General features: G+C 41.7%; 17 protein-coding genes. 4 read left to right on the top strand and 13 right to left on the bottom strand.

The features are described from left to right. Positions 1–27: 27 nt before the first annotated feature. The 12 genes from CLV98_RS02845 to aspS all read right to left on the bottom strand — a co-directional run bounded on the left by CLV98_RS02845 (position 28) and on the right by aspS (position 15023). Complete coding sequence (locus tag CLV98_RS02845; protein WP_158281190.1) at positions 28–882, bottom strand: SGNH/GDSL hydrolase family protein; 855 nt, start codon at positions 880–882, stop codon at positions 28–30. Positions 883–1033: 151 nt separating this feature from the next. Then, positions 1034–1936 (bottom strand): glycosyltransferase family 2 protein, encoded by a 903-nt coding sequence (locus CLV98_RS02850; RefSeq protein WP_109672583.1) that lies wholly within the window; start codon positions 1934–1936, stop codon positions 1034–1036. A 25-nt stretch (positions 1937–1961) separates the two neighbouring features. After that, positions 1962–3227: a hypothetical protein gene (locus CLV98_RS02855; RefSeq protein ID WP_109672585.1), complete on the bottom strand. Its 1266-nt coding sequence runs from the start codon at positions 3225–3227 to the stop codon at positions 1962–1964. A 1-nt stretch (position 3228) separates the two neighbouring features. Further along, on the bottom strand, positions 3229–4692 hold the full coding sequence (locus CLV98_RS02860) for a polysaccharide biosynthesis protein (protein ID WP_146202219.1): 1464 nt from the start codon (positions 4690–4692) through the stop codon (positions 3229–3231). Between the two features lie 29 nt (positions 4693–4721). Next, positions 4722–6305, bottom strand: a complete 1584-nt coding sequence (locus CLV98_RS02865) for an N-acetylneuraminate synthase family protein (protein ID WP_109672589.1) — start codon at positions 6303–6305, stop codon at positions 4722–4724. Continuing rightward, on the bottom strand, positions 6250–6930 hold the full coding sequence (locus tag CLV98_RS02870; RefSeq protein ID WP_109672591.1) for an inositol monophosphatase family protein: 681 nt from the start codon (positions 6928–6930) through the stop codon (positions 6250–6252). The genes CLV98_RS02865 and CLV98_RS02870 overlap by 56 nt, the downstream gene beginning before the upstream one ends. 8 nt (positions 6931–6938) lie before the next feature. Then, complete coding sequence (locus CLV98_RS02875; protein WP_109672592.1) at positions 6939–7607, bottom strand: acylneuraminate cytidylyltransferase family protein; 669 nt, start codon at positions 7605–7607, stop codon at positions 6939–6941. Between the two features lie 198 nt (positions 7608–7805). Further along, a complete protein-coding gene (locus tag CLV98_RS02880) occupies positions 7806–8711 on the bottom strand; it encodes a hypothetical protein (RefSeq protein WP_109672594.1) in 906 nt (301 codons plus the stop codon). 25 nt (positions 8712–8736) lie between these two features. After that, positions 8737–9420, bottom strand: a complete 684-nt coding sequence (locus tag CLV98_RS02885; RefSeq protein WP_109672596.1) for a class I SAM-dependent methyltransferase — start codon at positions 9418–9420, stop codon at positions 8737–8739. Positions 9421–9691: 271 nt separating this feature from the next. Beyond that, positions 9692–10705 (bottom strand): GumC domain-containing protein, encoded by a 1014-nt coding sequence (locus CLV98_RS02890; RefSeq protein ID WP_109672598.1) that lies wholly within the window; start codon positions 10703–10705, stop codon positions 9692–9694. Positions 10706–10751: 46 nt separating this feature from the next. Then, a complete protein-coding gene (locus CLV98_RS02895; RefSeq protein WP_109672600.1) occupies positions 10752–13142 on the bottom strand; it encodes an SLBB domain-containing protein in 2391 nt (796 codons plus the stop codon). A gap of 105 nt (positions 13143–13247) precedes the next feature. Continuing rightward, positions 13248–15023 (bottom strand): aspartate--tRNA ligase, encoded by a 1776-nt coding sequence (aspS, locus tag CLV98_RS02900; protein WP_109672602.1) that lies wholly within the window; start codon positions 15021–15023, stop codon positions 13248–13250. A gap of 137 nt (positions 15024–15160) precedes the next feature. Between aspS and CLV98_RS02905 the strand changes: the two genes are divergently transcribed. The 4 genes from CLV98_RS02905 to CLV98_RS02920 all read left to right on the top strand — a co-directional run bounded on the left by CLV98_RS02905 (position 15161) and on the right by CLV98_RS02920 (position 21988). Beyond that, positions 15161–16030, top strand: a complete 870-nt coding sequence (locus CLV98_RS02905; protein ID WP_146202220.1) for a YjiK family protein — start codon at positions 15161–15163, stop codon at positions 16028–16030. 62 nt (positions 16031–16092) lie between these two features. Beyond that, the gene (locus tag CLV98_RS02910; RefSeq protein ID WP_109672606.1) at positions 16093–18204 is read left to right on the top strand and encodes a prolyl oligopeptidase family serine peptidase; all 2112 of its coding nucleotides are present in this window, start codon (positions 16093–16095) and stop codon (positions 18202–18204) included. 244 nt (positions 18205–18448) lie between these two features. Beyond that, complete coding sequence (locus tag CLV98_RS02915; RefSeq protein WP_109672608.1) at positions 18449–20572, top strand: bifunctional aldolase/short-chain dehydrogenase; 2124 nt, start codon at positions 18449–18451, stop codon at positions 20570–20572. A 132-nt stretch (positions 20573–20704) separates the two neighbouring features. Further along, positions 20705–21988 carry a sugar isomerase gene (locus CLV98_RS02920; protein ID WP_109672609.1) on the top strand — a complete coding sequence of 428 codons (1284 nt, stop codon included), beginning with the start codon at positions 20705–20707 and terminating at the stop codon, positions 21986–21988. A 40-nt stretch (positions 21989–22028) separates the two neighbouring features. Here CLV98_RS02920 and CLV98_RS02925 read toward each other — a convergent pair whose 3' ends face one another. Further along, positions 22029–23048 carry a GntR family transcriptional regulator gene (locus CLV98_RS02925; protein WP_109672611.1) on the bottom strand — a complete coding sequence of 340 codons (1020 nt, stop codon included), beginning with the start codon at positions 23046–23048 and terminating at the stop codon, positions 22029–22031. Between the last annotated feature and the right edge of the window lie 3 nt (positions 23049–23051).

Raw genomic sequence — 23051 nt, forward strand, 5'->3', positions numbered from 1 at the left:
CTTTTAAACTTTAAGGACAAGTTTAATTTAGGGCGTTAAGGTTTTAAAAAAATTGATAGATATTTGTGCTATACGGTCCGAAAATTCTTTGGTGGGGTGAAGACCGTCGGAGGTCAATCGGCCAGGCTGTACGGTTACTTCGTTCACTCCTGCCAACTGTGCGTAGTCTAAAAGAGGGAGACCCCATTTTTTTGCTATTTCCCGTTGGGCGGTAACGGCCTTTTCGAAAAATTCTTGGGATACCCCATTGACTTGGTATCGATTAATTAAGGTGGTAATGATAATCCTTAGGTGAGGATTGGATTCCAGGGTTTTCTTTATTATTTGATTATAAGCTCCATAAAAAGTTCTGACATCATAGCTATCAATGTCCCCCAGTTTACCAGATTTAAGACTCGCCATATCATTGGGACCATGGTCTATGACGATGGTGTTACCGTTGTAGGGAGGGACAGTAAAGGCTAAAATTCGGTTTTCATAGCTGTAATTCTGAGAGAAGCCTGCAGCTCTTAGCTGGGAGTAGGTACCGGCCATACCATAGCTACCTTGTTGGCTGGAATCAGGTGCCCTGAATATTATTGTTGAACCAGAGATAGAATTATTGTAAATCTTACATTTTAGGGCTCTAGCAACTTGTTTAGGATAACTGTTATCTCCAAAAGCCCAAGGAATTGAGGTACCCGTCCAAATAATGGTTTGATCTTCCCAACCTGTTTTAGCCTGTGCTAAGCTGTCTTTTAATGACATGGATAAATCCATAATGATATTTAGACAATCATTTAGTTTGGCTTGGGTGATCTTGCCCGTGGTGTTTTTATTGATTGTTTCTTCGGCTTGTTTCCACTGTTCGTCAAGGGTTTTACCATTATTAGTTTGTGCCATTGAAAGGTATGACCAGGTGCATAAAAGGATCATCAGATATTTCATAATCTATAGTTTAAGATGATTGATATAGGAATAGATCGAATAATTTTGGCTGAAGGTGATTCGGACGAAGTACAGGAGTTTATGCTATTACTCAGGTTAGGTGTCTTTAGGCCAAAAGACAGATATGTTTGATAATATTATATATTTGATGGTGAATAGGAAGCCGTAAAATTTCAAATGGGATTTTCCTATTAAAGCTTTTGCCCAAGAGTTGCTCTAGGTGCTGAATGTCTGTTACTCCGTACCTTTTGAGTACCTCCAATAGGCTAATATGGGTCAGGAAAGGGTTGCGTTGGAATAAATTATATTTCTCCACTACATAAATAAATTCACCAACGCCCACTTTGGCGCTGATAGCGCTGTTGGTGACTTGGGTGTCGAGCCCTGCAGAGGTATCTACCAATATATCATCAATATAAGCGATTTTGGGATGTTTAATTTTGTATTCATAGTAGAAAATCACGTCGACGTACCAGAGACTTTTCACATCGAAATTCAATTTTGAATCTATATGCCGCTTAAAAAATGTGGTACTCGGGTTTCCGAGGTAGTTAGCATAAAGAATTAATGAATTATTATTTGCCCATTTTTTCCTGAAGCGTTTATTAATATGATGTGCCTTAGTTTGAGATGGTCCTACATTATTACAACTGGAAACAATAAAGTCAGCATCCGAGTCTTTAGCTACATTTACAAAGGTTTGCAAGGAGTTGGGATTATTTAACCAATCGTCATGATGCATGATTTTGACATATTCGCCTTTTGCACATCGAAGACCTTCATTCCAATTTTCGGGAGAACCTAGCGCAAATTCGTTTTTAAAATATTGTAGCCTTTTATCTTTAGCATATTTGTCAATTACACTTCTTACTTCGCCATTGGGACTATCATCAGTGACGATAACTTCGAAATCCGAAAAGGTTTGTTCCAAAATCGATTGCAGACATCGTTCCAATAATATTGGGTTCTTATAGGCTGGAATACATATTGAAATATATGGTGTGTTCATCGAAACAAGGATAAGAAGTTGATGTCTAATTTTCAAGAATTTCCCGATATCGATTGATACCCATTCCTAAATTTTCTTCAAGTACGAATTTTACTTCATTATTTAATATGTAAGGATCAGCATTTTTAAAAGTAGTTATTCTATCATATAAGGAAGAGGCATTGGTAAATTTATCATCAAGCCCATGAAAGGCATCATTTTCATCGGGTTCATATCGAAAACAGATCATGTTATGATACATTGATTCGTAATACGTAGTTGAATTGTTAACTATAGCAAAATCGTATTCGGATTTTTGCAGCATTTCCTTAAGTTGAATGGTACTATCAGCAAGGGAGAGTCCTAGTTTATGGCAATATTGGGAGTAGAACTGTGCGTCAAGGGAAGGGTGAAGTCGAACAGCAAATTCGATTCCATATTGCTTTTTTAACTCAGCAGCTACTTTTAGGATATTTTGGTTACCGTTATCATAGATTTTTCGACCCAGAAGTATAACTGCACAGCGGAAAGACTGCTGTACGTTTATTTTTTGCAAAGGATATAACGGGTTTCCTGCTGTGAGTATGCGACTTGGATCGATTCCGAAATTTCTCGATAAGTCTGTTTTGTTGGATTCCCCCCATACTAGGATCTTGTTGGCCGTGACATTTTCACCATTTAACGCATCCACCGGGATAAATTTTCGATACGAGGTATAACTCATGCCATGGGTCAATGTGTAGGTTTTGAGGCCTTGATTGTTGGCAAATTGGGTGAAAAGTGCCTCCAGTCGGACCTGACAATTAAAGGAAACCAACGTGTGGCAATTAATCTTTTTGTTTTCTAATTCTTTAATTATGGCTTTGGCGATTGTTCTATAATAGGTTAGTCTTGATGATAAGTAAATTATACTGGTAAGAGGTAAAATTTTGTGTGTTCTTTTCCAGACGAACGCAAAGGAAGCCAAGGCCAAAAAGATATTAGGCAGTATCGAAATTCTATGGTCACTTAATGGTACTATTTCATAATTGCTTAAATCCTTTAGCATTTGCTTTAAAAGACTGGCAAATTCAGGTCTAGTATTTGCTTCGATGACCAAAATTCCCGGTTTCAGCAATCCTGCTACTAATGGTTTAATCAGGGAATTCGATAAGAAAAAACTATAAAATATTTGAGGTAAAGATAATTCTGTTTGATAGGTTAACGTGCAAATATCTAGTGCGAGTACTTTTTCGAAATCAATACCATGATCGTTAAATTTTAGCAGTTCTTTTAGTTCTTTGTATTGAGTAAACTCCTTGTCGTGAATCATGTTAGTATGTGAAGTAGATTATCAGGGCTGAAAACAAGATAAATATAAAAATATAAGGGAAACTGACTTTACTTTCAAACCTCCAAAACACCGGAACATTAAGTGATCGATAGGAATAAGTAGCGGCAAACCAACTTAAAAAAACATAGCCGACTAGCATCCCAAAGGGGATAGAATAAGGACCAATGTAGCCACTTAACAACCAGGCAATGGCTATATATAAACACCCTGATATGGAATCGGCGATATGGGTAATGACATGGTTGGTAGATGTATAAGTATGCAGATGCATGGTTCCGAATCGGTTGGCAAAAATAGCAGCTCCGAGCAGGCACCAAAAGTCCATATCTACAAATGCAACTTTGGATCCGATTAAGTCCAGAAATGGATTAATTAGTATGGAAACGCAAATGAACCCAAACACAAATACCATATGACTCAATTTCATGGCTCTTTTTACAGTTGCTAAAAGTCCGGTTAAATCGTGCTTCACCCTTAAAATGGAGAGCAACGGGATTTTACTGTAAAATGGAGCCATGGATACTTCGCGAATTTGGCTCATGATTCGTAGAGCCAGTAAATAGGATGCAACGGAAACGCTGCTTCCGAACTGGGCATAGACTAGGGATGTCATACTGGTAACCCCTCCCGACATGAGGCCGCTTATGCCACTACGCCATGCTGGTGTCCATATTTTCTTTAAGAATTCCATGCCGACTGGTTGACGAATGCTTACGTTCTTAAATAGCCCATTTTCTACTCTCCTACATAATATGAAGTCTCTTAAAGCTCCAGCCAATAGCCAAAACTGACTGGCAATCATTAAATTAAGGACGGTTGGGGACCAAATTAGAACCAAGTAACTACTTAGAATAGTCCCGGCAGAGGTATAGACTTCAACTCTTCTAACTAAAGCAATTTTATTTAGTCCTTCTAAGAAATTTAAGTATAACTTAGAATAGAAGACTACACAAGTCGAGACAACTACTATTATCCATGCGATCCACGCTTGCTTTACCTCTTGCACACTAGAAAGTGGCTTAAGCATAGACCAAGTTCCAAATGTACACAAGAGGGCAAACAATAGGGCAGTAAGCCATCTATAAACGAGTATCATGGACGAAACGATAGAAGTCATTAACGGCAAGTTGCATTCTTTTTGCTGACTGGTGTCTATTTCTTTTGGATTGGCATATGTGCCAATCTCTGTAGCACCTCCAAAGGCATATGCTATGAAACGAGAAAAAGTTTGCCGAAAGCCGAAATCCACCAAAAGCTGCATCCCTACAATCGTGGCAAATAGATTCCATAATACATTATCTTCCGGAGTAAACCTGTTTAAAACGAACACTAGAAGTCCCAGGTTAGTCACTGATCTGGCGGCATAGCTAAGCCAGGTCATTAACGTTGGGGAATTCCAAAGGTCCAGTTTTTTAATTAAGCCATAAAGTGATTGAATAGACATTACAGATTATTGGGTAATAAATTTAGCATTTAATTATTACCCTTATGGGGGATATACTTGTGATGCTCCATGGTATGAATTTTTTTCGTTTTATTTCCACACATAAGCTCCGCCTTTCGAACATCATGGACAAATTGTTTGAACTCGTTATTATAAAGATCGATTGCAACTCCATCGAAATGCACCCAATCCAAATTGCCTAACTTAACATGTTTTTCGAGCATTTTTGCCCCTGCTGCTACGGCCAGCATGCAGCCCAATGAACCCACATCATGACTGGAGTATCCCGGTAGTAGATTGGAGTATTGATTTTGACTTAACTCATCATAATGTCTTACAACAGCAATCTGGCAGGCTTCAGGAGGAGTGGGGTAGGAAGAGGTGCATTGTAAAATGAAAAGATTACGATCCGTAAGGAAGTTTTCTAAAATAAAATTTTCATAATCTTTATCGGTAAAGCCTGTTGAAATGATAAGATCCCCTTTAAAATGACTACCCACCTTGAGTAAGTAGTTACGGTGGTTGCTGATCGTTGAGGGTAGCTTAATCAAGGGAGGGTCAAACTGGAGCATAAATTCATAAGAATTCCAATCCAGTACAGAAGTGAACCAGGGGATCTCATTTCGACGACATTCCTCATCTACGAGCTCAAATAAAGATTCGTTAAGTTCAACTGCGGTTCGGTAATCGCGTAAAGTGTTCCCAAAGGGAGAGTCATATGGTTTGGATAGTTCTTTCTCTGAATAAAAAGAGTCAACATCTCTTTTTTGCAGTTTAATCATATCGGCGCCAGCTTCTTTGGCCAATTTAATCATTTTTACCAGCCTTTGTGGATCACCAATATGGTTGTTTGTGAATTCGGCTACCACTATAACCTGGTTGCTCTCTTGGCTTCTTTTCAATACTTGTTGATATAATTCCCGATTGGTTGCAAGTAGTCTAGGTTTATGATCAAATTGGAATTCGCCAATTATCTTATTCAAACCCGTCACCGAAATTGAACTATAGTTTTTATTACCAACATGTATTAAATTGATATCAGGATAAAACTTGTTAAAGCCTCTTAAAACACTACTAAATACGGATTCTTGAGTTTTCAAAAAGGCATTTTTGAACTCTAAATCATGCATGTCATAATCATCGTCTTTTAATTTTTCAGATGTAAAATCGAAGCCCAAGAAATAAACTTCGATAGGTAGATTCAAAAAACCTTGATAAATGGTTAGGAATTTGATAGCGGAAAGTACCGTAAAATCAGTCAGGGTGAATTCCGTGTCCTGAATATAACTAAAAGGCTGATCCACTATATCTTGACTGCGAGGTTGGTAATTGGCTTCCAGGTGTTGATCGTCCGGAATTTTTAAATGGTCGGGTGCTACATAAAAATCAGCTTTAAAACCATTTTTTTTTATTTCATTGAAGAAGTCGATTCTATAGAAAAAGGCGACATTTCCGGGAATTATTCTTTCAGAATCATTGAGATTGATAATGAAAAAATTGTTTAATTTTTCCAGAATTATTTCGTGAACAGATTCTCCCTTACCTATGATAGCTATTTTACTTTTCCCCGATTTTAAAGCGATATTTCTGACTTGGCTCAAGAAGTTGTCCATAGTATGTGGTTTGATTTACAGTGACTGATAAATTATTTTCTAGGGCCAAATTAAGCCCTGGCAGTATATCCCATACCTTCGCTCCTTTTGGATTTTCAAAGGTGGCGAAAGATCCTGTGATAACATTATACATATTGTATACACAACACCCAATAATCCGATATTCAAAGCCAGGTTCCAACTTCAGAATATCTTCCTGCGAAAGACTCGATGAAATACCCGCTATCCGAGACTGAAATCTATTAAACCGATCACCAGTGATCAAATAATTGTCCAGTTCTGGAAGGGCTAACATTGACTCTTGATGTATACCATTCTTGTAGACTGATACGGCCACTCCCCATTCTTTAAGACCTGAGACAAAGTTTTCAGTTCCGTCAATGGGGTCCAAAACAATGACATGGTCCTGAACATAATTTTGCATGTTATTCTCTGGGCTTTCTTCAGATATGAGATAGTACTCAGGACACCATTCACTGATATAAGATTTTATGAGTTGCTCGCATAGCAAATCGCCTTGTGAAACAAAACTATTGTCCTCTTTTAATATTTTAGTGTCACGGAGCTTTATGATTGCTGGAAGGTGCTGAATAATTATTTCTTTGATATCGGTGCAGATAGACATATGTGTTTTTATATAGTATGATGATTTAAGACTGTCTTTAAGTATATCTGTTCTGCTATGAAAAAATCAAGATTATTGTCAATATCCATACCTTCTATTTCCGATACGAAGTGAACGGTAGGATTGGGGCCAATAATGCTTCGAAATTCTATCAAGGTTTTTCTTGGTATAAGGCATAAACCAAAATTAATCGCCGAAATATCGTTGAAATCCTGGCTTCTAGGATGTTTGTCCAATTCAAAGTTTAAGGGTTTGCCGTCTTTCCAAAGAAAATGTTTTAGAACTGTTGCCGTTACAATGCTACTATTTTTTTCATTGTAATTGTAGGATTGTATACATTTCGAAAAGGTCTCAGGTTTTATAAAGGGAGATGTGACTGGGGTATATGCAATCAAATCACAATCGGTAGTTTCTCCTAAATGTTTGAAGTATTCATTCGCAGGCGTATTGGACGAGGCGTAAGCGGGATCTCTTTCATGGTAATTTACTCCTTGTTCCAAGGCTATGCTAATTGCCTTAGGGGAGTCTGTATTAACCACAATTTCATCAATCTCCGGAACAAGTTTTAACCATTGTATTTTAAATTCCAATAGACTAGTATTTGAAAATGGGCGAGTGCATTTATCGATCACTCTTTCAGAGCCCTTTCTGACGGGTATAACTGCAGTTATCTTCATATTTTTATCACTTATTGGTATAGATATAAGTCACATCTGTTTATTCTTAATAAAAATTCGAAAACATCTTGGAGCTCGTTTTGAGACTCTAACTATTGCTAATGAACGCCAAATTAAGAACATGAAGTAATCCATGGTCTTGATTGAAGTATTTAAAAATAAATGAACATCAATAAGCCACGGCACTAATAGTAATTCTTACGACCATATTGTACTGGTCATAATTCTTTGTTCATTCTCGGTGCCATGCTCAAACAAACGTGTAAAATTATCACTAATCAGTAGATTTTCTTGTTTAAACTGCCAAAGGGTGTGGCTTTTATTCCATTCGGTATACTCGTAGGTAGTTCCTTTTTTATCAATTACCAATACTTTCTTGTTTTTCTGAATAGTCTGGGCTGTAAATGAATTTTTTCCACTTTCCATCCGATACGCGTCTTTTTTGCTTTTTAATCCATTAATTTTCATTTCGAGCCAAAACTCTCTTTCGACAATAAATGCGTTAGTCCTTAGGTGGGGGTTTGGGAACCGAGGAAAATCGGAAAAATCCAGAATAGATTTAATTAAGGCACCAATTAAGGATAGCCTAGGGCTAATACCTATAGAAAATTTCCCAATTTGAATCGTTTTTTTGGAATAGTTGAGTACGTGGTTTTTGGCTACCTGTTCAGGACTTAAAAAGTAAGCCATACGTTTAAAACCATTAGATGTCCTACTTTGCCAAGATCCCGTAGCACCTACAAGGCCGACATTGGGTTGTTTTATAGCAGAAAGGAAAAATTTGCCCCAATTCGCTGCCAAAATCCTAGAGTAAGTATTCAGAAATAGAAGGTATTTTGATTTTATTTGTTTCGCAATATGACGATAGGCGTAAATATCTTGACCAGACTCTAGGAATGAGGTTTTGTATTCTATATTTCGGCTTTTTAAAAACTGACAATATGGCTCGATATTATTATCGAGTGTGCCGTTGAACAGAATATAGAGTTGATGATCTACGTTTGGGGGGTAGGTTTCGTAGGAATGTACAAATTCGACGAGGTGTTCAATACCATAAGGAACCCACATTAAAAATACAATACCTAATTCTGGATTTTTCTTCATGATTTAGAAGCCCTTTTTATCAAATCTATCGCTTAACTCCAACAGTAATATATTGTAGAGCTAGAAACTGATTGAAGAGTCCTAAAGTGAGCATGTTGGAAACACGCCTTAAATTAACTCCTTTTTCAAAAGTCCCTGTAAACATAAAGGAAGGGATCATTTCGGTAACATCAAATCCTTTTTGCTCAAAGAGGTCACGCATGTTTTTCTTACAGAAAAACCTTAAGTGAGTTTTATCAAATATTCCACCCTCGGGGTTATAGGCGAATGATCCCCCAAGAACTATATGATAAAATGCCGATAATTCACGGATGTTGGGAATACTAGCTATAAACACACCACCGGTTTTGGTCCATTTATTAATTTTTTCCATCGCAGCCCACGGGTCAACCAAATGTTCAAGAACGTCACCACAAATTATCACGTCGAAATAATTGTTGGGTATGTTCAGTTCATCTTTTTCAATATCCGCAATAAACATTTGATCGATAGCTTCGTGGGATTGGTTTGTACCATCTAATTTGAATAATTCAATACCCCATACTTCTTGAGCGTAGCCTGACTTTTTTATAGCCACAAGGGTATCCCCCCCACCAGCACCAATTTCAAGGACCTTTTGATCTGATTTTTTAGGCATCATTGAGAGGATGTCTTTCCTTGTATTAGTATAGTATATTTCATTTTTTGAAATATAAATGTCAGTCATCATATAGTGAAATGTTTAGTGTAAATTGAATGTATGGCAAGATGGCTAAGAATATTTTCGATTGTGCGAAGCAGTTTCCCGACCAAAGGATCAACGAAGTGAATAAATTTAACGATTTTATTTTATAATTTTATAGTGAGGCTTTAGCTTAAGTGAAATTCTTATATCGGCAGTTTTGAAAGATGGCAAAAGGTAAAGGGCCTGAGGGTTTCTTATCACTGAAATCTTAGATTCATGTTTTAGGTTGAATTTGCGTACCTGTTCTTAATAACCATTAAGTAAGTCTAATTTTTCTCCATGGAACTAATAAAAGTATCAGGGTGATCATGAAGCCGGCCAATCCACAACCCACTGCATAGAATAATCGGTTAGGGCTGCTTCTGTTATTGGGAACTACAGGTGGGTTCAATATCTGGAATAAAGGTTTTTCATCCTGCGACGAAATATTAAGTCTCTCTGATTCACCGAGTAAGCTATTGTAAATAGAAAACGCAATAGAATACTCTTCCTGTAGTTTTTGCTCCTCAATTTTTGCGGCGTTGGTAAATATATTCCTATTGTTATCACGATACTTTTGCAATTTGTATCGAGCCTTCCCCATTCTATCCTTGGCCTTTGACAACTGAGCTGTCAGAAAGTCTCCTTGATCTACGTTTTTTCCGTAACGATATTCGTTTACCGAAATTTTTAAATAACTAATGCAATTGGCTAAGGTGATTGTAGCTATCTTAGGATCTTCCATTTCTACCCCGATCGTTACCATGCCGAGTTTACTATCGAAATTAGACTCAATAGAGTTTTTAAGTGAAGAAATAACTAACATTTCTTCGGGCTTAAATTTTACAATACTGTCATTTAGAGAGGTGTTTAGGAAAGTTGGGGGTAATTGAAGTTCAAGTTTTAATTTGTAATAATCAAATAGAGTAGGGAATTTCTTGCCATCTACAGATTCCACCGGTTGCTTCAAAAGGTGAAGAACAGCAGGGTTACTTTGTAATATATTTGGGTATAGGTCCGGTCTAATAGCATCACTTTCACCTGAGGATGTATTCAAACCAGCCAAGCTTGCAAGGGACCCTAGACTACTGAGGCTGCCTCGTGAAAACTCAGGTAATAATTCTGCACTGGCTTTATATTTTACAGTTGCCATGTAACTAAGACCAATTCCCAATCCTCCACCTAAAACGATAGCTAATATCAAAAACTTAAAGTTTTTACCAATTACACGAATTAAATAAAGAACGCTTTTTTCTAAGATATCCTGTTCTTCTATTGGATTGTTTACCATTTGTGATTTAGTATAACTTGAAAGAATTAATCGTTACTTTTCTTAATTAAAATAATCGGATAGCGGTTATCGCAATAGTGGTTATCAAAGAAAACAATGCGAAGCGCTCACCTCTAGACATGGGTTGTTCCAACTTGGGCTCTTTTTCGGGTATTGTAATATGACTACCAGGTTGTACTTTAGGGTAGGTTCTGAAAAATAAAAAATGTGTTGTCCTATGGGTCCGTCCATTGGGATGGGAAATAAAAACCCGTTTCTTTCTAGCTCTTTCACTAAACCCTCCTGCTTGTGAGATATAATCTTTAAAGCTAAAATTGGGATCAAAATTCACAATCGATGGGTTATATACCCCTCCACTAATGCTGACAAGTTCCGATTTTACAGGAATATATAAGGTGTCGCCATTGGTAAGCAACAGATTTGCTGGTGACGAAGGCTTTTCTAAAATGCTTTTGAGGTCAACGGCTACGGGTTGCCCACGACGAAAGAAACGGGCGCCTTGTAAATAGGCTTCAGGCTTTAGCCCACCAGCTTTGGGAAGCAAGTCTGTAATGCGTTCGAAATTATTAATAATAGAATAGTTCCCTGGATACATGACTTGCCCAAGTACGGTAATCGTTTTTTGATATTCGTAACGGGGTGACTTACGAATGTTTATAATATCGTAAGGAGAAAGTTTAAACTGTTGGTCCTCTTCGTTTAATACAAGGTTGTCGGCAATGTTTAAAGTGAAGATCCTAATATTTTGATTGGCGGGTAGGTCAAGGGTGTCTCCTTTTACTCTTCGAGAGACCTCGATTCTGTAAGGAATACCGCCCTCTGAGTAACCGCCGGCTTGAAATATTAGGTCGGAGACCGTTATGTCTTTATAGTAATAATATGGTCCAGGGTTCATTATCTCCCCTTGAATAGTAAGGTAAGTAAATTGTCTTAAGTCCTCGGTTGACTTAATAGTTAAAACATCACCAGGTAATAATTCAATATCAGGTATTTCGCCATTTATGAGCTTACGCAAGTCGATTGCCACGATACCAATTTGTGAGTCCCCATTAACCCGTTCCAAAACGGCCCTATTTAGAAATGCCTTTTGTCCTAAGCCTTGGGCCATTTCAATCAGTTCAAGTACGGTATTATTGCGCTCCTCAAGGGGGAATATGCCTGGTGCTGTCACTGCACCTCTAATTTCTACTTCATTAGTGACTACTTCTAATATCTTTTTGATCGTAAAAATGTCGCCGTTTTGAGGATGGAAATTTGCAATCATAGACGAATCCAAACTACCCGCAAGGTAACTAATTCCCGTATTTCGTTGGTACGTGATTAAGTTTTTATAAGCTGTAGGGGTAAAACCTCCTGCATAGCGTAAAATGTCTTTAATGGTTTCATTTTCTTTGGCTTCATACAATCCTTTCTTTTTGATTTCCCCCTTCAATTCGATACGATTTTGGTAAGGACGAATCAATATAATATCTTGATCTCGTAGAGCGATATTATCACTCAAGTCGGCATCTATCAAGAATTTATATAGATCCATTTTACGGATCATTTTTCCATTCCTAATTACTTCTATATCTCTGTAAGAACCATTGACATTCGGACCTCCAGAAGCATATAAAGCATTAAAAGCCGTGGCAAGGGAAGAAACTGTATAGGTTCCCGGCCTCATCGCTTCTCCAGTAATAAGTACTTGAATGCTTCTGACATCCCCTAAGGTTATCGAAGAATAAGTGCCAGACCCGGGGCGATTTAGGCCCGAATAAGCCTGTCGGAGTCTGTTGATTATCTTTTCATTGGCTTGTTCAATCGTAAGCCCATTGACATAGACGGGTGCTAAATTTAACATTTTAACACTTCCCTCCGGGTTGACTTTCATTCTAAAATTATCTACCGAATTACCATAGATGTCTACGATTAATTCATCATCGGGGCCCAATATATAATTCTTGGGAGTAGCCATCCGTAGGTTAGGTTGGAAGGTCATTGATGAAGAAGAAAAGAAGGACTGGCCAAAAGTGTTTTGAATTCTCAGGTCTTGCTTTCTCCTCCCAGATAGGGAATCTCTGTCGTTATTGGTTTCTTCATCTAATTTATCCTCGCGCGAATCGTCAATTTCATCCCGGTTTGGGTCTACGGAAGGCTGCTCGTTGGGTAAATTCAGTATTTGTTTTTTTACATTTAAGATCTGATCGGTTGTAAACCCGCGATCTCTTGCGGCTTTTTCGATGTCGGTATCCGACATTCCTGATGACTTGGCTCGGTTATAATATTCAGCGGCTTTTGAGTTGGTCACAGGCCCGGCTGGAGTTTCAATTGTTCCAGAGGATGGATTTGTTGAAGGGGAGGAAGGGGCCGTTTCCTGAGCCTGTACGGTAAGTTGTAATGTAAGTAGTAGAGAACAGATGTATAAAGTGTTCCTCCAAATATTTATATAATGCATGTAGTGAATTAGTTACGATTCAACGTCAAACTAAAGATAATATGGGGACATTTTAGAGTCCTTTGCGGCAAAGCTACAAAATGTCCCCATATCTGTTAGTATTTTTTATTTTATTGTGGTCATGGGTTTCACGGATATTTCCAATTCCTTCAACTGTGCCTCGGATATCGTAGACGGTGAGTCGATCATCACGTCACGGCCTGAGTTGTTTTTGGGGAAGGCAATAAAATCCCGGATGGAGTCGGCGCCGCCAAAGAGCGAACAGAGCCTGTCGAAGCCAAAGGCCACTCCAGCGTGCGGAGGTGCTCCGTATTCGAAGGCGTTCATTAAGAAGCCGAACTGCTCCTGAGCCTCCTCAGGAGAGAATCCAAGGATCCCAAACATTTTTTGCTGAAGCTCTCTTTCGAAGATCCTAACCGATCCCCCACCTACTTCCACACCGTTGATCACCAAGTCATAGGCGTTGGCACGTACCTTGCCGGGGTCTGTCTCTAGCAAGGCGATGTCTTCGGGTTTCGGGCTGGTGAATGGATGGTGCATGGCAAACCAGCGGTTCTCTTCCTCTCCATATTCCAATAGGGGGAAGTCAAGTACCCATAGGGCCCGGTAGTCCTCAGGGTTGCGTAGTCCTAGGCGGCTACCCATCTCTAAGCGGAGCTCGTTAAGTTGCTTACGAGCCTTGTCTTCAGTCCCCGAAAGGAGTAGAATCAAATCGCCAGGCTGGGCGTTGAAGGCCGCAATCCAGCTTCGTAGCGTCTCCTCGTCATAAAATTTGTCGACCGACGATTTTACGCTGCCATCGGCATTGTACCGAAGGTAAATAAGTCCCTTGGCACCTATTTGTGGGCGTTTCATCCAGTCGGTCAGTTGATCCACCTCTTTACGGGTGTAAGAAGCACAACCTGTAGCACATATCCCTACGACCATGGGGGCGTCGTCGAAGATACTGAAGCCCTTGCCCGATACCAGGTCTTGGTCGGCTCCCTTAAGCTCTACAAACTCCATTCCGAAGCGAATATCGGGCTTGTCGGAGCCGTAAAGGCGCATGGCATCGGCGTAGGTCATACGGGGTACCTCGGGCACCTCTAGTCCTTTTACATGGAGGAACAGATGGCGCACCATGCCTTCGAAGGTGTTGAGAATATCTTCCTGGGTTACAAACGACATCTCACAGTCGATTTGCGTAAACTCAGGTTGACGATCGGCCCGTAGGTCCTCGTCTCTAAAACATTTTACGATTTGATAATACCTGTCGAAGCCCGCTACCATCAACAGCTGCTTAAAAGTCTGTGGAGATTGGGGCAGGGCATAGAACTCCCCGGGGTTCATACGGCTAGGAACTACAAAGTCTCTAGCCCCTTCGGGGGTAGACTTAATGAGTACGGGTGTCTCTACTTCAATAAAGTCGAGGTTGTCCAGGTATTGACGGGTATATTTGGCCACCTGATGGCGTAGCTGGAGGTTTTTGCGAACGGCATTTCTCCGCAAATCCAAATATCGATATTTCATGCGGATGTCGTCGCCACCATCGGTTTCGTCCTCTATCAGGAACGGTGGAAGCTTAGCCGGATTGAGTATTTCTAGTTCTGAAACCCTGATTTCAATCGATCCAGTGGCTATTTTATCATTTTTGGCGATGCGCTCTATCACTTCTCCTTTTGCAGAAATAACGAATTCTCTGCCCAATGTACGCGCCATTTCTAAGATGCTGGCCGGGGTTTTACCTTCTTCGAAAAGTAGCTGGGTAATACCATATCGGTCGCGTAGGTCGAGCCATACCATGCCTCCCTTATCTCTTACACGCTGAACCCAACCACATAATACGACATTTTGATTTACTTGCTCTAAACTTAACTCCCCGCAGGTATGTGAACGTAACATATAATAATTTTAATACTGGTATAATGAAGGTGCTTCATAATAAATGCAGCAAAACTACGTAATTTTACCAAATCTATCATGAACAGTTATTTATGAATTTTCCAAAGCACGTTGTACAACACATTTTATCGTTATTTTTGTCCACCTGTTTACTGGCAACCCTGAGCTGTAAAACGGGTGATGGCCCGTTGGCCGTGTCTGGCGATGAGTTTCAAACCATACCCACCGTGTACCCGATCGTACCGGGTATCATCGACGAGGCCTCCGGTATTGCTCCTGCCCAATACCTCACCGATTACCTATGGACCATTCAAGATTCGGGAGGCCCTAATTCTGTTTATCTCTTGGCTAAAAACAGCAGTACCATTACCGAATACAGCATTCCTGGGGCCAATAATATCGACTGGGAGGATATTGCATCGGGCCATGGCCCCGAGGAAGGTAAGCAGTATCTTTATGTCGCGGATATTGGCAATAACAGTGGCATTCCGATTAGCAATACCATTTATAGAATGCCTGACCTCCAAAGTACTAATGGTAGTTTCGAAAGCCAATCCGTTGAGAAAATTGAGTTTCGCTATCCCGATGGCTTCCATAATTCCGAAGCCTTGCTGCTCGATCCTACCACCCTCGACCTGATCGTCATCTCCAAAGAGGCAAGCCAAGCGGTCATTTATCGTATTCCATACCCTCAGTCTACTACCGAAGTGAATATGGCTGAAAAGGTAGGGGTAATTCCAGGTATTAACTTGGTGACGGCTGGGGATATTTCTGCTAAAGGGGACGAGATCCTCATTCGCACGTATTTGAGTGTGAGCTACTGGAGAGTGCCTACAGGGCAGACCATCCTTCAAACCCTTCAAACGAGTGCACATCGGAGTTATCTGGTGGCTCTTGAACCCCAAGGCGAGGGAATCTGTTTTGACCACGACCTAAAAGGCTATTTCACGGTGAGTGAGCTGGGGGCTGCCTCCTCGGTGGGGTTAAACTATTTTAAAAGGAAATAGAAGGTGGTAAGCTAGACTTATGCATTCTGGAAGGTCTTTCCCGTTGTATTGAAATCGTAAACATGAAATCAAAATATTTAATAATGAGTTTGTTGTCCTCAGGCTTGGTGGCGGAAGCCGTCCAGGCACAAAAGCTAAATTACCCTATTACCCATACCGTGGAGCAGATCGACGAGTACCATGGTGTAAAAGTGGCCGACCCTTTTCGATGGCTCGAAGATGACCGTTCAGAAGAAACCGAAGCATGGGTGAAAGCCCAAAACGAGCTTACTTTCGATTACCTCGATCGTATTTCATTTAAGGGGAAAATATACCAGGAACTCGAAGAAGCCTATAATTATCCGAAGTACTCGGCACCAAAGAAAAAGGGCGACTATTATTATTTTTATAAAAACGATGGCTTACAAAACCAATCGGTGCTCTACCGCCAGTTAGGCGAAAACGGTACTGTGGAGGTGGTGTTGGACCCTAACGCCCTATCGGCCGATGCTACTACCCGGTTGACGGTCTTTAGTCTTTCTAAAAATGGGAAATATGCCGTATGTGGTTTTTCTAAGGGAGGCTCCGACTGGCAGGAATATCGGGTTATGAACATGAAAACCGTCGAGCTTATGTCCGATAAGCTCGAATGGGTGAAGGTATCGGGGGCTGCCTGGCAAGGAGATGGATTCTATTACAGCCGTTATCCAAAGCCCGATGGAAGCGCTTTGGCGGCGAAAAATGAAAATCATCAGGTCTATTTTCACCAAGTAGGTACCGATCAGCAGGCCGACCGGCTCGTGTTTGAGGACCCTGCCAACCCGCAACGATTCCATACCGTATCAACCACCGAAGACGAACAGTTCGCAGCGCTTTATGTAAGCGACCGTGGCCAAGGGAAGGACGGCAACGGACTTTGGGTGATGGCTCAGAATGAATCGACTTTTCAACCCATAAAGGCCGAAATATCCGACTTTAGCTATGGCCTTATCGAGCATGTTGAAGATGGTTTTTTGATAGAAACCAACGAACAAGCACCTAACGGAAAGGTGATGAAGTGGAGTAGGGGAGATAAAGGCTGGTCGACGCTAATAGCGGAAAAGCCCGAACCTTTGCAAGGGGTGGGATCTGCAGGAGGGAAGCTTTTTGCTTCGTACTCCAAAGATGTTACGACACGGATATATGTGTACGGCCTCACTGGAGCGCTAGAAAGAGAAGTGCCGTTACCAGGGCTGGGAACGGCCAGTGGGTTTGGAGGCGAGGCCGACGACGCCTTCGTGTTTTATACTTTTACGTCTTTTACCTACCCGCCTACCATATTTCGATACGACATCGGGAAAGGAGAAAGTACCCTGTTTAAAAAAGCAGAGCTATCCTTCAATCCCGAGGACTATCAGACCAAGCAGGTGTTTTTTAAGAGTAAAGATGGGACGGCTGTTCCAGCCTTCATTACCCACAAAAAAGGACTAGAATTGGATGGGCAGAACCCAACCATACTATATGGCTATGGCGGTTTCAATATTAGCCTTACCCCCTCGTTTAGTGCCACCCGAATTCCCTTTCTTAACCAAGGGGGCGTGTATGTACAGGCCAATTTGCGGGGTGGTGGCGAATACGGAGAAAAATGGCATGAACAAGGCATGAAGCTTAAAAAGCAGAATGTCTTCGACGATTTTATAGCCGCAGCGGAATATCTGATCGAAGAAAAATATACCTCTTCCGATAAGCTAGCCCTTCAGGGTGGGTCCAATGGGGGCTTATTGGTCGGTACGGTGGTTAACCAACGGCCCGATATCTGTAGGGTCGCTTTTCCGGCAGTTGGTGTGATGGATATGTTAAGGTTTCATAAATTTACAATAGGTTGGAACTGGATAGCCGACTACGGCAGCAGCGACAATGCTGAGGAGTTTGAGGTTCTTTATGGGTATTCTCCGCTGCACAATATTCGGGCTAATACGTCCTATCCTGCAGTTATGATTACCACCGCCGATCATGACGATCGGGTGGTGCCTGCACATAGTTTCAAATATGCGGCAGAACTGCAACGGACTGCCGGACCGGGCTCTGAAAGGCCTCTTTTGATACGAATCGATACCAATTCGGGCCATGGGGCCAGTAATACCAAAAAAGCTCTGGAGACCCAATCCGATATTTATGCCTTTATGTTTAGCAATATGGGGCTGACCTGGAAATGATAAAAAGACTGTCTTCTGGCCCTTAAAATCCCGCTATTGCGGGATTTTTTAGTTTGAAGGGCTCTTAGTATGGTACTTATTAATTTGCTAAACTTTCTTATTTTATTGCTAGATGCAGGATACCACAGGACGGAACCAATTGCGAAGTTCCCTATCCTTGCAGTACGTTTCGGATAGGTAAGAATGCCAGCGCATTGTCTTCCGTATGTATTCATATTGCAACCTTTAGACATAAAATAAAAAAATGGACCAATCAAAAGCCGCTCAGTACAAGCATGTAAGTTATTTATGGGACGACGAAAAGGCGGCCTCCTTCGGGGACGACCAGATCGGATTGCTTCTATATCGATCCAATTTGTTAGGAGCCGATCTTCGCTTAACCAATTATGCCGGTGGAAATACCAGCTGCAAAACCATGGAAAAAGATCCCTTGACCGGTAAAGAGGTAGAGGTGATGTGGATTAAAGGATCTGGTGGTGATATAGGTACACTTACACGCAGCGGATTGGCCGGCTTGTACCAAGACCGCCTTCATAGCTTAAAGAATATTTATAGAGGTCTCCAATTCGAAGATGAAATGGTAGAGCTATTCAACCATTGTATTTTCGATTTGAAATCGAAGGCTCCTTCTATCGATACCCCATTACATGGGCTTCTTCCCTTCAAACATATCGACCATTTGCATCCAGATGCTTTGATTGCCATAGCCGCTTCTAAAGAAGGGGAGGCCATCACCAAAGAGCTTTTTGATGGAGAATTGGCGTGGGTAAACTGGCAACGCCCTGGCTTCGACCTTGGGCTGCAGCTAGAAAAGGCCTTAGCCGACAATCCTGGCATCCGTGGTATCGTATTGGGAGGTCATGGCCTGTTTACTTGGGGTGATACGGCCTATGAGTCGTATATCAATACCCTTAATACCATAGAAAAAGCATCGGAATACCTAGAAGCAAATTATGGTAAATCAAGACCCGTTTTTGGAGGTCGTGTTCTGAACGACGAATCGCCGGAGCGCCGGTCGGAAATCGCCGGAACCCTAGCGCCTTACTTGCGTGGCTTGGCATCCTCTAAGCAGGGTATGATCGGTCACTTTACCGACGATAGCCGCGTATTGGAATTTATTGGAAGTCAGGATCTGTCCAAGCTGGCACCTCTAGGCACCAGCTGCCCCGATCACTTCCTACGTACGAAGATTCGTCCGTTGGTTTTAGATTTTCCTTTTGAGTTACTCACGGGTACCGACCAGGAAATCCTCGCTCAGATTGAGCCTCAATTCGAAGCATACCGGAAAGACTATCAGGCTTATTACGATCGTTGTAAGCGCGATAACAGTCCTGCAGTAAGGGATCCTAACCCAGTCATTATCTTGGTGCCTGGCGTAGGGATGTTCTCCTTTGCCAAAGACAAGCAGACAGCCCGTGTAGCCGCTGAGTTCTACATCAATGCCATCAATGTTATGAAAGGTGCCGAGGCTATTTCGTCCTATGTATCCCTTCCTGAGCAAGAGGCCTTCGATATTGAATATTGGTTATTGGAGGAAGCTAAGTTGCAACGCATGCCCAAGGAAAAAACCGTATCGCGCAGAGTGGCCCTAGTAACGGGTGGTTCGGGTGGTATTGGCAAGGCGATAGCCGCCAAGTTACTTCAGGAAGGTGCCTGCGTAGTGGTATCCGATATCGATGATAAGGCCTTGGCCGAAACTAAGGCCGAGTTCGATGCCAAGTTTGGTAAAGATTTTTCAGAAACAGCTAATGCTAACGTGCTGGATCCTGAGCAAATTAAGGCAGCCATGGAAAAAACTAAACTTCGTTTTGGAGGCTTGGATATTGTGGTCAATTGCGCCGGATTGTCGATCTCGAAACCCCTGGCCGATACGACCATTAAGGATTGGGATATTTTGCAGGATGTGCTCGTAAAGGGGCAGTTCCTCGTGTCGCAAGAGGCTGTGGCCATTATGCGCCAGCAAGGTAATGGCGGTGATATTATTAATATCGCTTCTAAAAATGGCCTGGTTTCGGGCCCCAATAATGTGGCTTATGGAACGGCTAAGGCCGCTCAGCAGCATATGAGCCGTTTGCTTGCTGCCGAATTGGGTGGTGACAAAATCCGCGTCAACATCGTGAACCCCGATGCCGTAATCTCCGGAAGTAAAATCTGGGAAAGTGGTTGGGCTGCTGGTAGAGCAAAAGCTTATGGAATCAAAATTGAAGAGCTACCCGCATTTTATGCTAAACGTACCGTTTTGGGTGCCGAAATCCATACCGAAGACATCGCCAATGGCGTATATATCTTCGTAAGCGGCATGCTTAATAAGAGTACCGGGAATGTGATCAATGTGGATGGTGGAGTACCGGCTGCATTTGTACGCTAATTAAGATACCCGAAAGGAAGTTGAAATACCGATGTATCCGCTCGCGCTAATGTAGACTTTGTCGTCCGCAAAGGGTGTGTGGATACAACCGGTAGGTTTGACTTCCTTTTTTACTTTCAAACCATTGCTAGTATGAGAATAGAAAAAAGTCAGATCGATCAATATAATGATGGCCTATTTTCTAGGCATAATAATCAGTTTATATTTCTGAAAGAGCAGCTAGCCGAGCAAGGCGTCCAAGCCGATGAGATAATTGCCGAGCTGGCGCGATTTCAAGTGGCTATCCCAAGCTGGGCCTTGGGGACCGGTGGTACTCGGTTTGGCCGGTTTTCAGGCTCGGGAGAACCCGGCTCTCTCGAACAAAAAATAGAAGATGTGGGCTTGCTGCATGCCCTCAACAGATCGAGTGGATCTATCTCTCTGCATATACCCTGGGATATCCCCAAACAGGCCGATTCTATAATCGATTTGGCAAGCTCCTTCGATTTGCAATTCGATGCCGTGAACTCCAATACTTTCCAAGATCAAAAAGGTCAGGAATTGTCCTATAAGTTTGGGTCCTTGTCGCATACCGATGCTCAGGTGCGTCGGCAGGCGGTAGCACATAACCTAGAGGTCATCCAATATGGTGAGGCATTGGGGTCCAAAGCCTTGTCAATCTGGCTTTCGGATGGCTCTTGCTTCCCTGGACAGTCCAATTTTGTGAGGGCCTTTCAGAATACCCTGGAGTCCTTGCAGGCTATTTATGAAGGCTTGCCCAACGACTGGAAGATGTTTGTAGAGTATAAAGCCTATGAGCCGAATTTTTATTCGACCGTCATTCAGGATTGGGGTAGTTCGCTATTATTCTGCCAGAAGTTAGGGCCCAAAGCCGACGTATTGGTCGATTTGGGACACCATCTGCCTAATGCCAATATCGAACAGATTGTGGCTACTCTGATGATGGAAGGCCGCCTAGCCGGTTTTCACTTCAACGACTCCAAATATGGAGATGATGACCTTACCGTAGGGAGCATAAGGCCCTATATGTTGTTTTTGATATTTAATGAACTCGTGGAGGGGATGCAACGAGCAGGTAACAGCAGCGATGCGTACGCCTGGATGATCGATGCCAGCCATAACGTAAAAGATCCTTTGGAAGATTTGTTGCAGTCGGTGGAGGCTATCTTGATCGCCTATGCGCAAGCCTTACTAATTGATAGGCCTAAGCTTGCCGTAGCCAGGCAGGAAAACGATGTAGTACGGGCGCAGCAAATTCTCCAAAATGCCTTTAGAACCGATGTGCGTCCCTTGGTACGTGAGATGATGCGCCGCAGTGGTGGAGCACTCGATCCCATTGGCTTATTCCGAGACCTGCAATTACGCACACAACTTACTCAGGAAAGAGGGGCTGTGTCGGTAGCTACAGGATTATAATTGAAGAATACCTTACAGGCCGTTGTGGAAAGCCCAGTACCTAAAGCGATTTACGGATCGTAAGGGTGAAGGGGTTTTTGACAATGGCCTGTTTGTTTTCGACGATCAGTGAGGCTGCCGTCCGCCCCATTTGTTCATGATCGGTAGAGATGGTGGTAATACCATTGAGTAGGATTTCCTTCAGGGGAGTCTCGTTGTAGGAGATGATTCCTACGTCCTTGCCCACTTCCAGGTTCTGTTGCCTGCATTTTTTGATAAGATGTACCAGGTCATTCTCTTCGATGACCACATATGCCGCTTGTGGAGTAACCTCATCATTTTCCTGAAAATCGTAAATGATTTGATGGGAGATCGATTGCTGGATACAAAAGACCCTAAAACCTTTCATGATGTCCTTGGGATAGGGGATGATGGTCGGAAATATGAGTATAAGTTTAGTATAGGACTTTAGTAAATCGGTCGCTTCATTGAGGGATTCTACAATGTCTTTTTCGAAATTCTGATATACACAGGAATATTTCTTACTAGGAAGGTCAATATCCTTATCGAGCAACATCAGTTTCTCGGGCGGGATTAGTTTAAGTATTTCAACGGCTTCATCCTGTTTATCGTAAAAATGGGGCATTACCACATAGTAGTCGTATTCTCCAAGACTGTTTTTGATCAGGTTTTTAAAGATATTGATATTGGAATGATGGATATGTAAGTCCACATTTACATTCTTTCCTATCTGCTCCACAAAGGCGTTGTACACTTGTTTCTTGTAGTTGCTGATTTTGTTCATCACCAGCAGCACCCTGGTGGTATGTTCTATATCGACTCTATTGATAAAATAGCCCTTGCCTCGGACCGAAATAAGAATTCCATCCTTAATGAGATGTTTGTAGGCCTTTTCTACGGTATCTCTGGATAGGAGATATTCCTCACTCAATTGGTTGATGGATGGTATTTTATCTCCTCGTTTTAGTTTGCCTTTACTAATGGCTTGAAGGATCGATTTGCTGATTTGGACATATTTTGGGGCACTCTCCTTAAACTCAATATCGAATTGTATTTCCATTGC

Origin of the sequence: Dyadobacter jejuensis, from assembly GCF_003149085.1 — a bacterium.
Taxonomy (GTDB): Bacteria; Bacteroidota; Bacteroidia; order Cytophagales; family Spirosomataceae; genus Dyadobacter; species Dyadobacter jejuensis.

Excerpts from the sequence above, each read along its gene's own strand:
- CLV98_RS02845 (WP_158281190.1), bottom strand. The coding sequence starts at position 882 with ATGGCACAAACTAATAATGGTAAAACCCTTGACGAACAGTGGAAACAA.
- CLV98_RS02850 (WP_109672583.1), bottom strand. The coding sequence starts at position 1,936 with ATGAACACACCATATATTTCAATATGTATTCCAGCCTATAAGAACCCA.
- CLV98_RS02855 (WP_109672585.1), bottom strand. The coding sequence starts at position 3,227 with ATGATTCACGACAAGGAGTTTACTCAATACAAAGAACTAAAAGAACTG.
- CLV98_RS02860 (WP_146202219.1), bottom strand. The coding sequence starts at position 4,692 with ATGTCTATTCAATCACTTTATGGCTTAATTAAAAAACTGGACCTTTGG.
- CLV98_RS02865 (WP_109672589.1), bottom strand. The coding sequence starts at position 6,305 with ATGGACAACTTCTTGAGCCAAGTCAGAAATATCGCTTTAAAATCGGGG.
- CLV98_RS02870 (WP_109672591.1), bottom strand. The coding sequence starts at position 6,930 with ATGTCTATCTGCACCGATATCAAAGAAATAATTATTCAGCACCTTCCA.
- CLV98_RS02875 (WP_109672592.1), bottom strand. The coding sequence starts at position 7,607 with ATGAAGATAACTGCAGTTATACCCGTCAGAAAGGGCTCTGAAAGAGTG.
- CLV98_RS02880 (WP_109672594.1), bottom strand. The coding sequence starts at position 8,711 with ATGAAGAAAAATCCAGAATTAGGTATTGTATTTTTAATGTGGGTTCCT.
- CLV98_RS02885 (WP_109672596.1), bottom strand. The coding sequence starts at position 9,420 with ATGATGACTGACATTTATATTTCAAAAAATGAAATATACTATACTAAT.
- CLV98_RS02890 (WP_109672598.1), bottom strand. The coding sequence starts at position 10,705 with ATGGTAAACAATCCAATAGAAGAACAGGATATCTTAGAAAAAAGCGTT.
- CLV98_RS02895 (WP_109672600.1), bottom strand. The coding sequence starts at position 13,142 with ATGCATTATATAAATATTTGGAGGAACACTTTATACATCTGTTCTCTA.
- aspS (WP_109672602.1), bottom strand. The coding sequence starts at position 15,023 with ATGTTACGTTCACATACCTGCGGGGAGTTAAGTTTAGAGCAAGTAAAT.
- CLV98_RS02910 (WP_109672606.1), top strand. The coding sequence starts at position 16,093 with ATGAAATCAAAATATTTAATAATGAGTTTGTTGTCCTCAGGCTTGGTG.
- CLV98_RS02915 (WP_109672608.1), top strand. The coding sequence starts at position 18,449 with ATGGACCAATCAAAAGCCGCTCAGTACAAGCATGTAAGTTATTTATGG.
- CLV98_RS02920 (WP_109672609.1), top strand. The coding sequence starts at position 20,705 with ATGAGAATAGAAAAAAGTCAGATCGATCAATATAATGATGGCCTATTT.
- CLV98_RS02925 (WP_109672611.1), bottom strand. The coding sequence starts at position 23,048 with ATGGAAATACAATTCGATATTGAGTTTAAGGAGAGTGCCCCAAAATAT.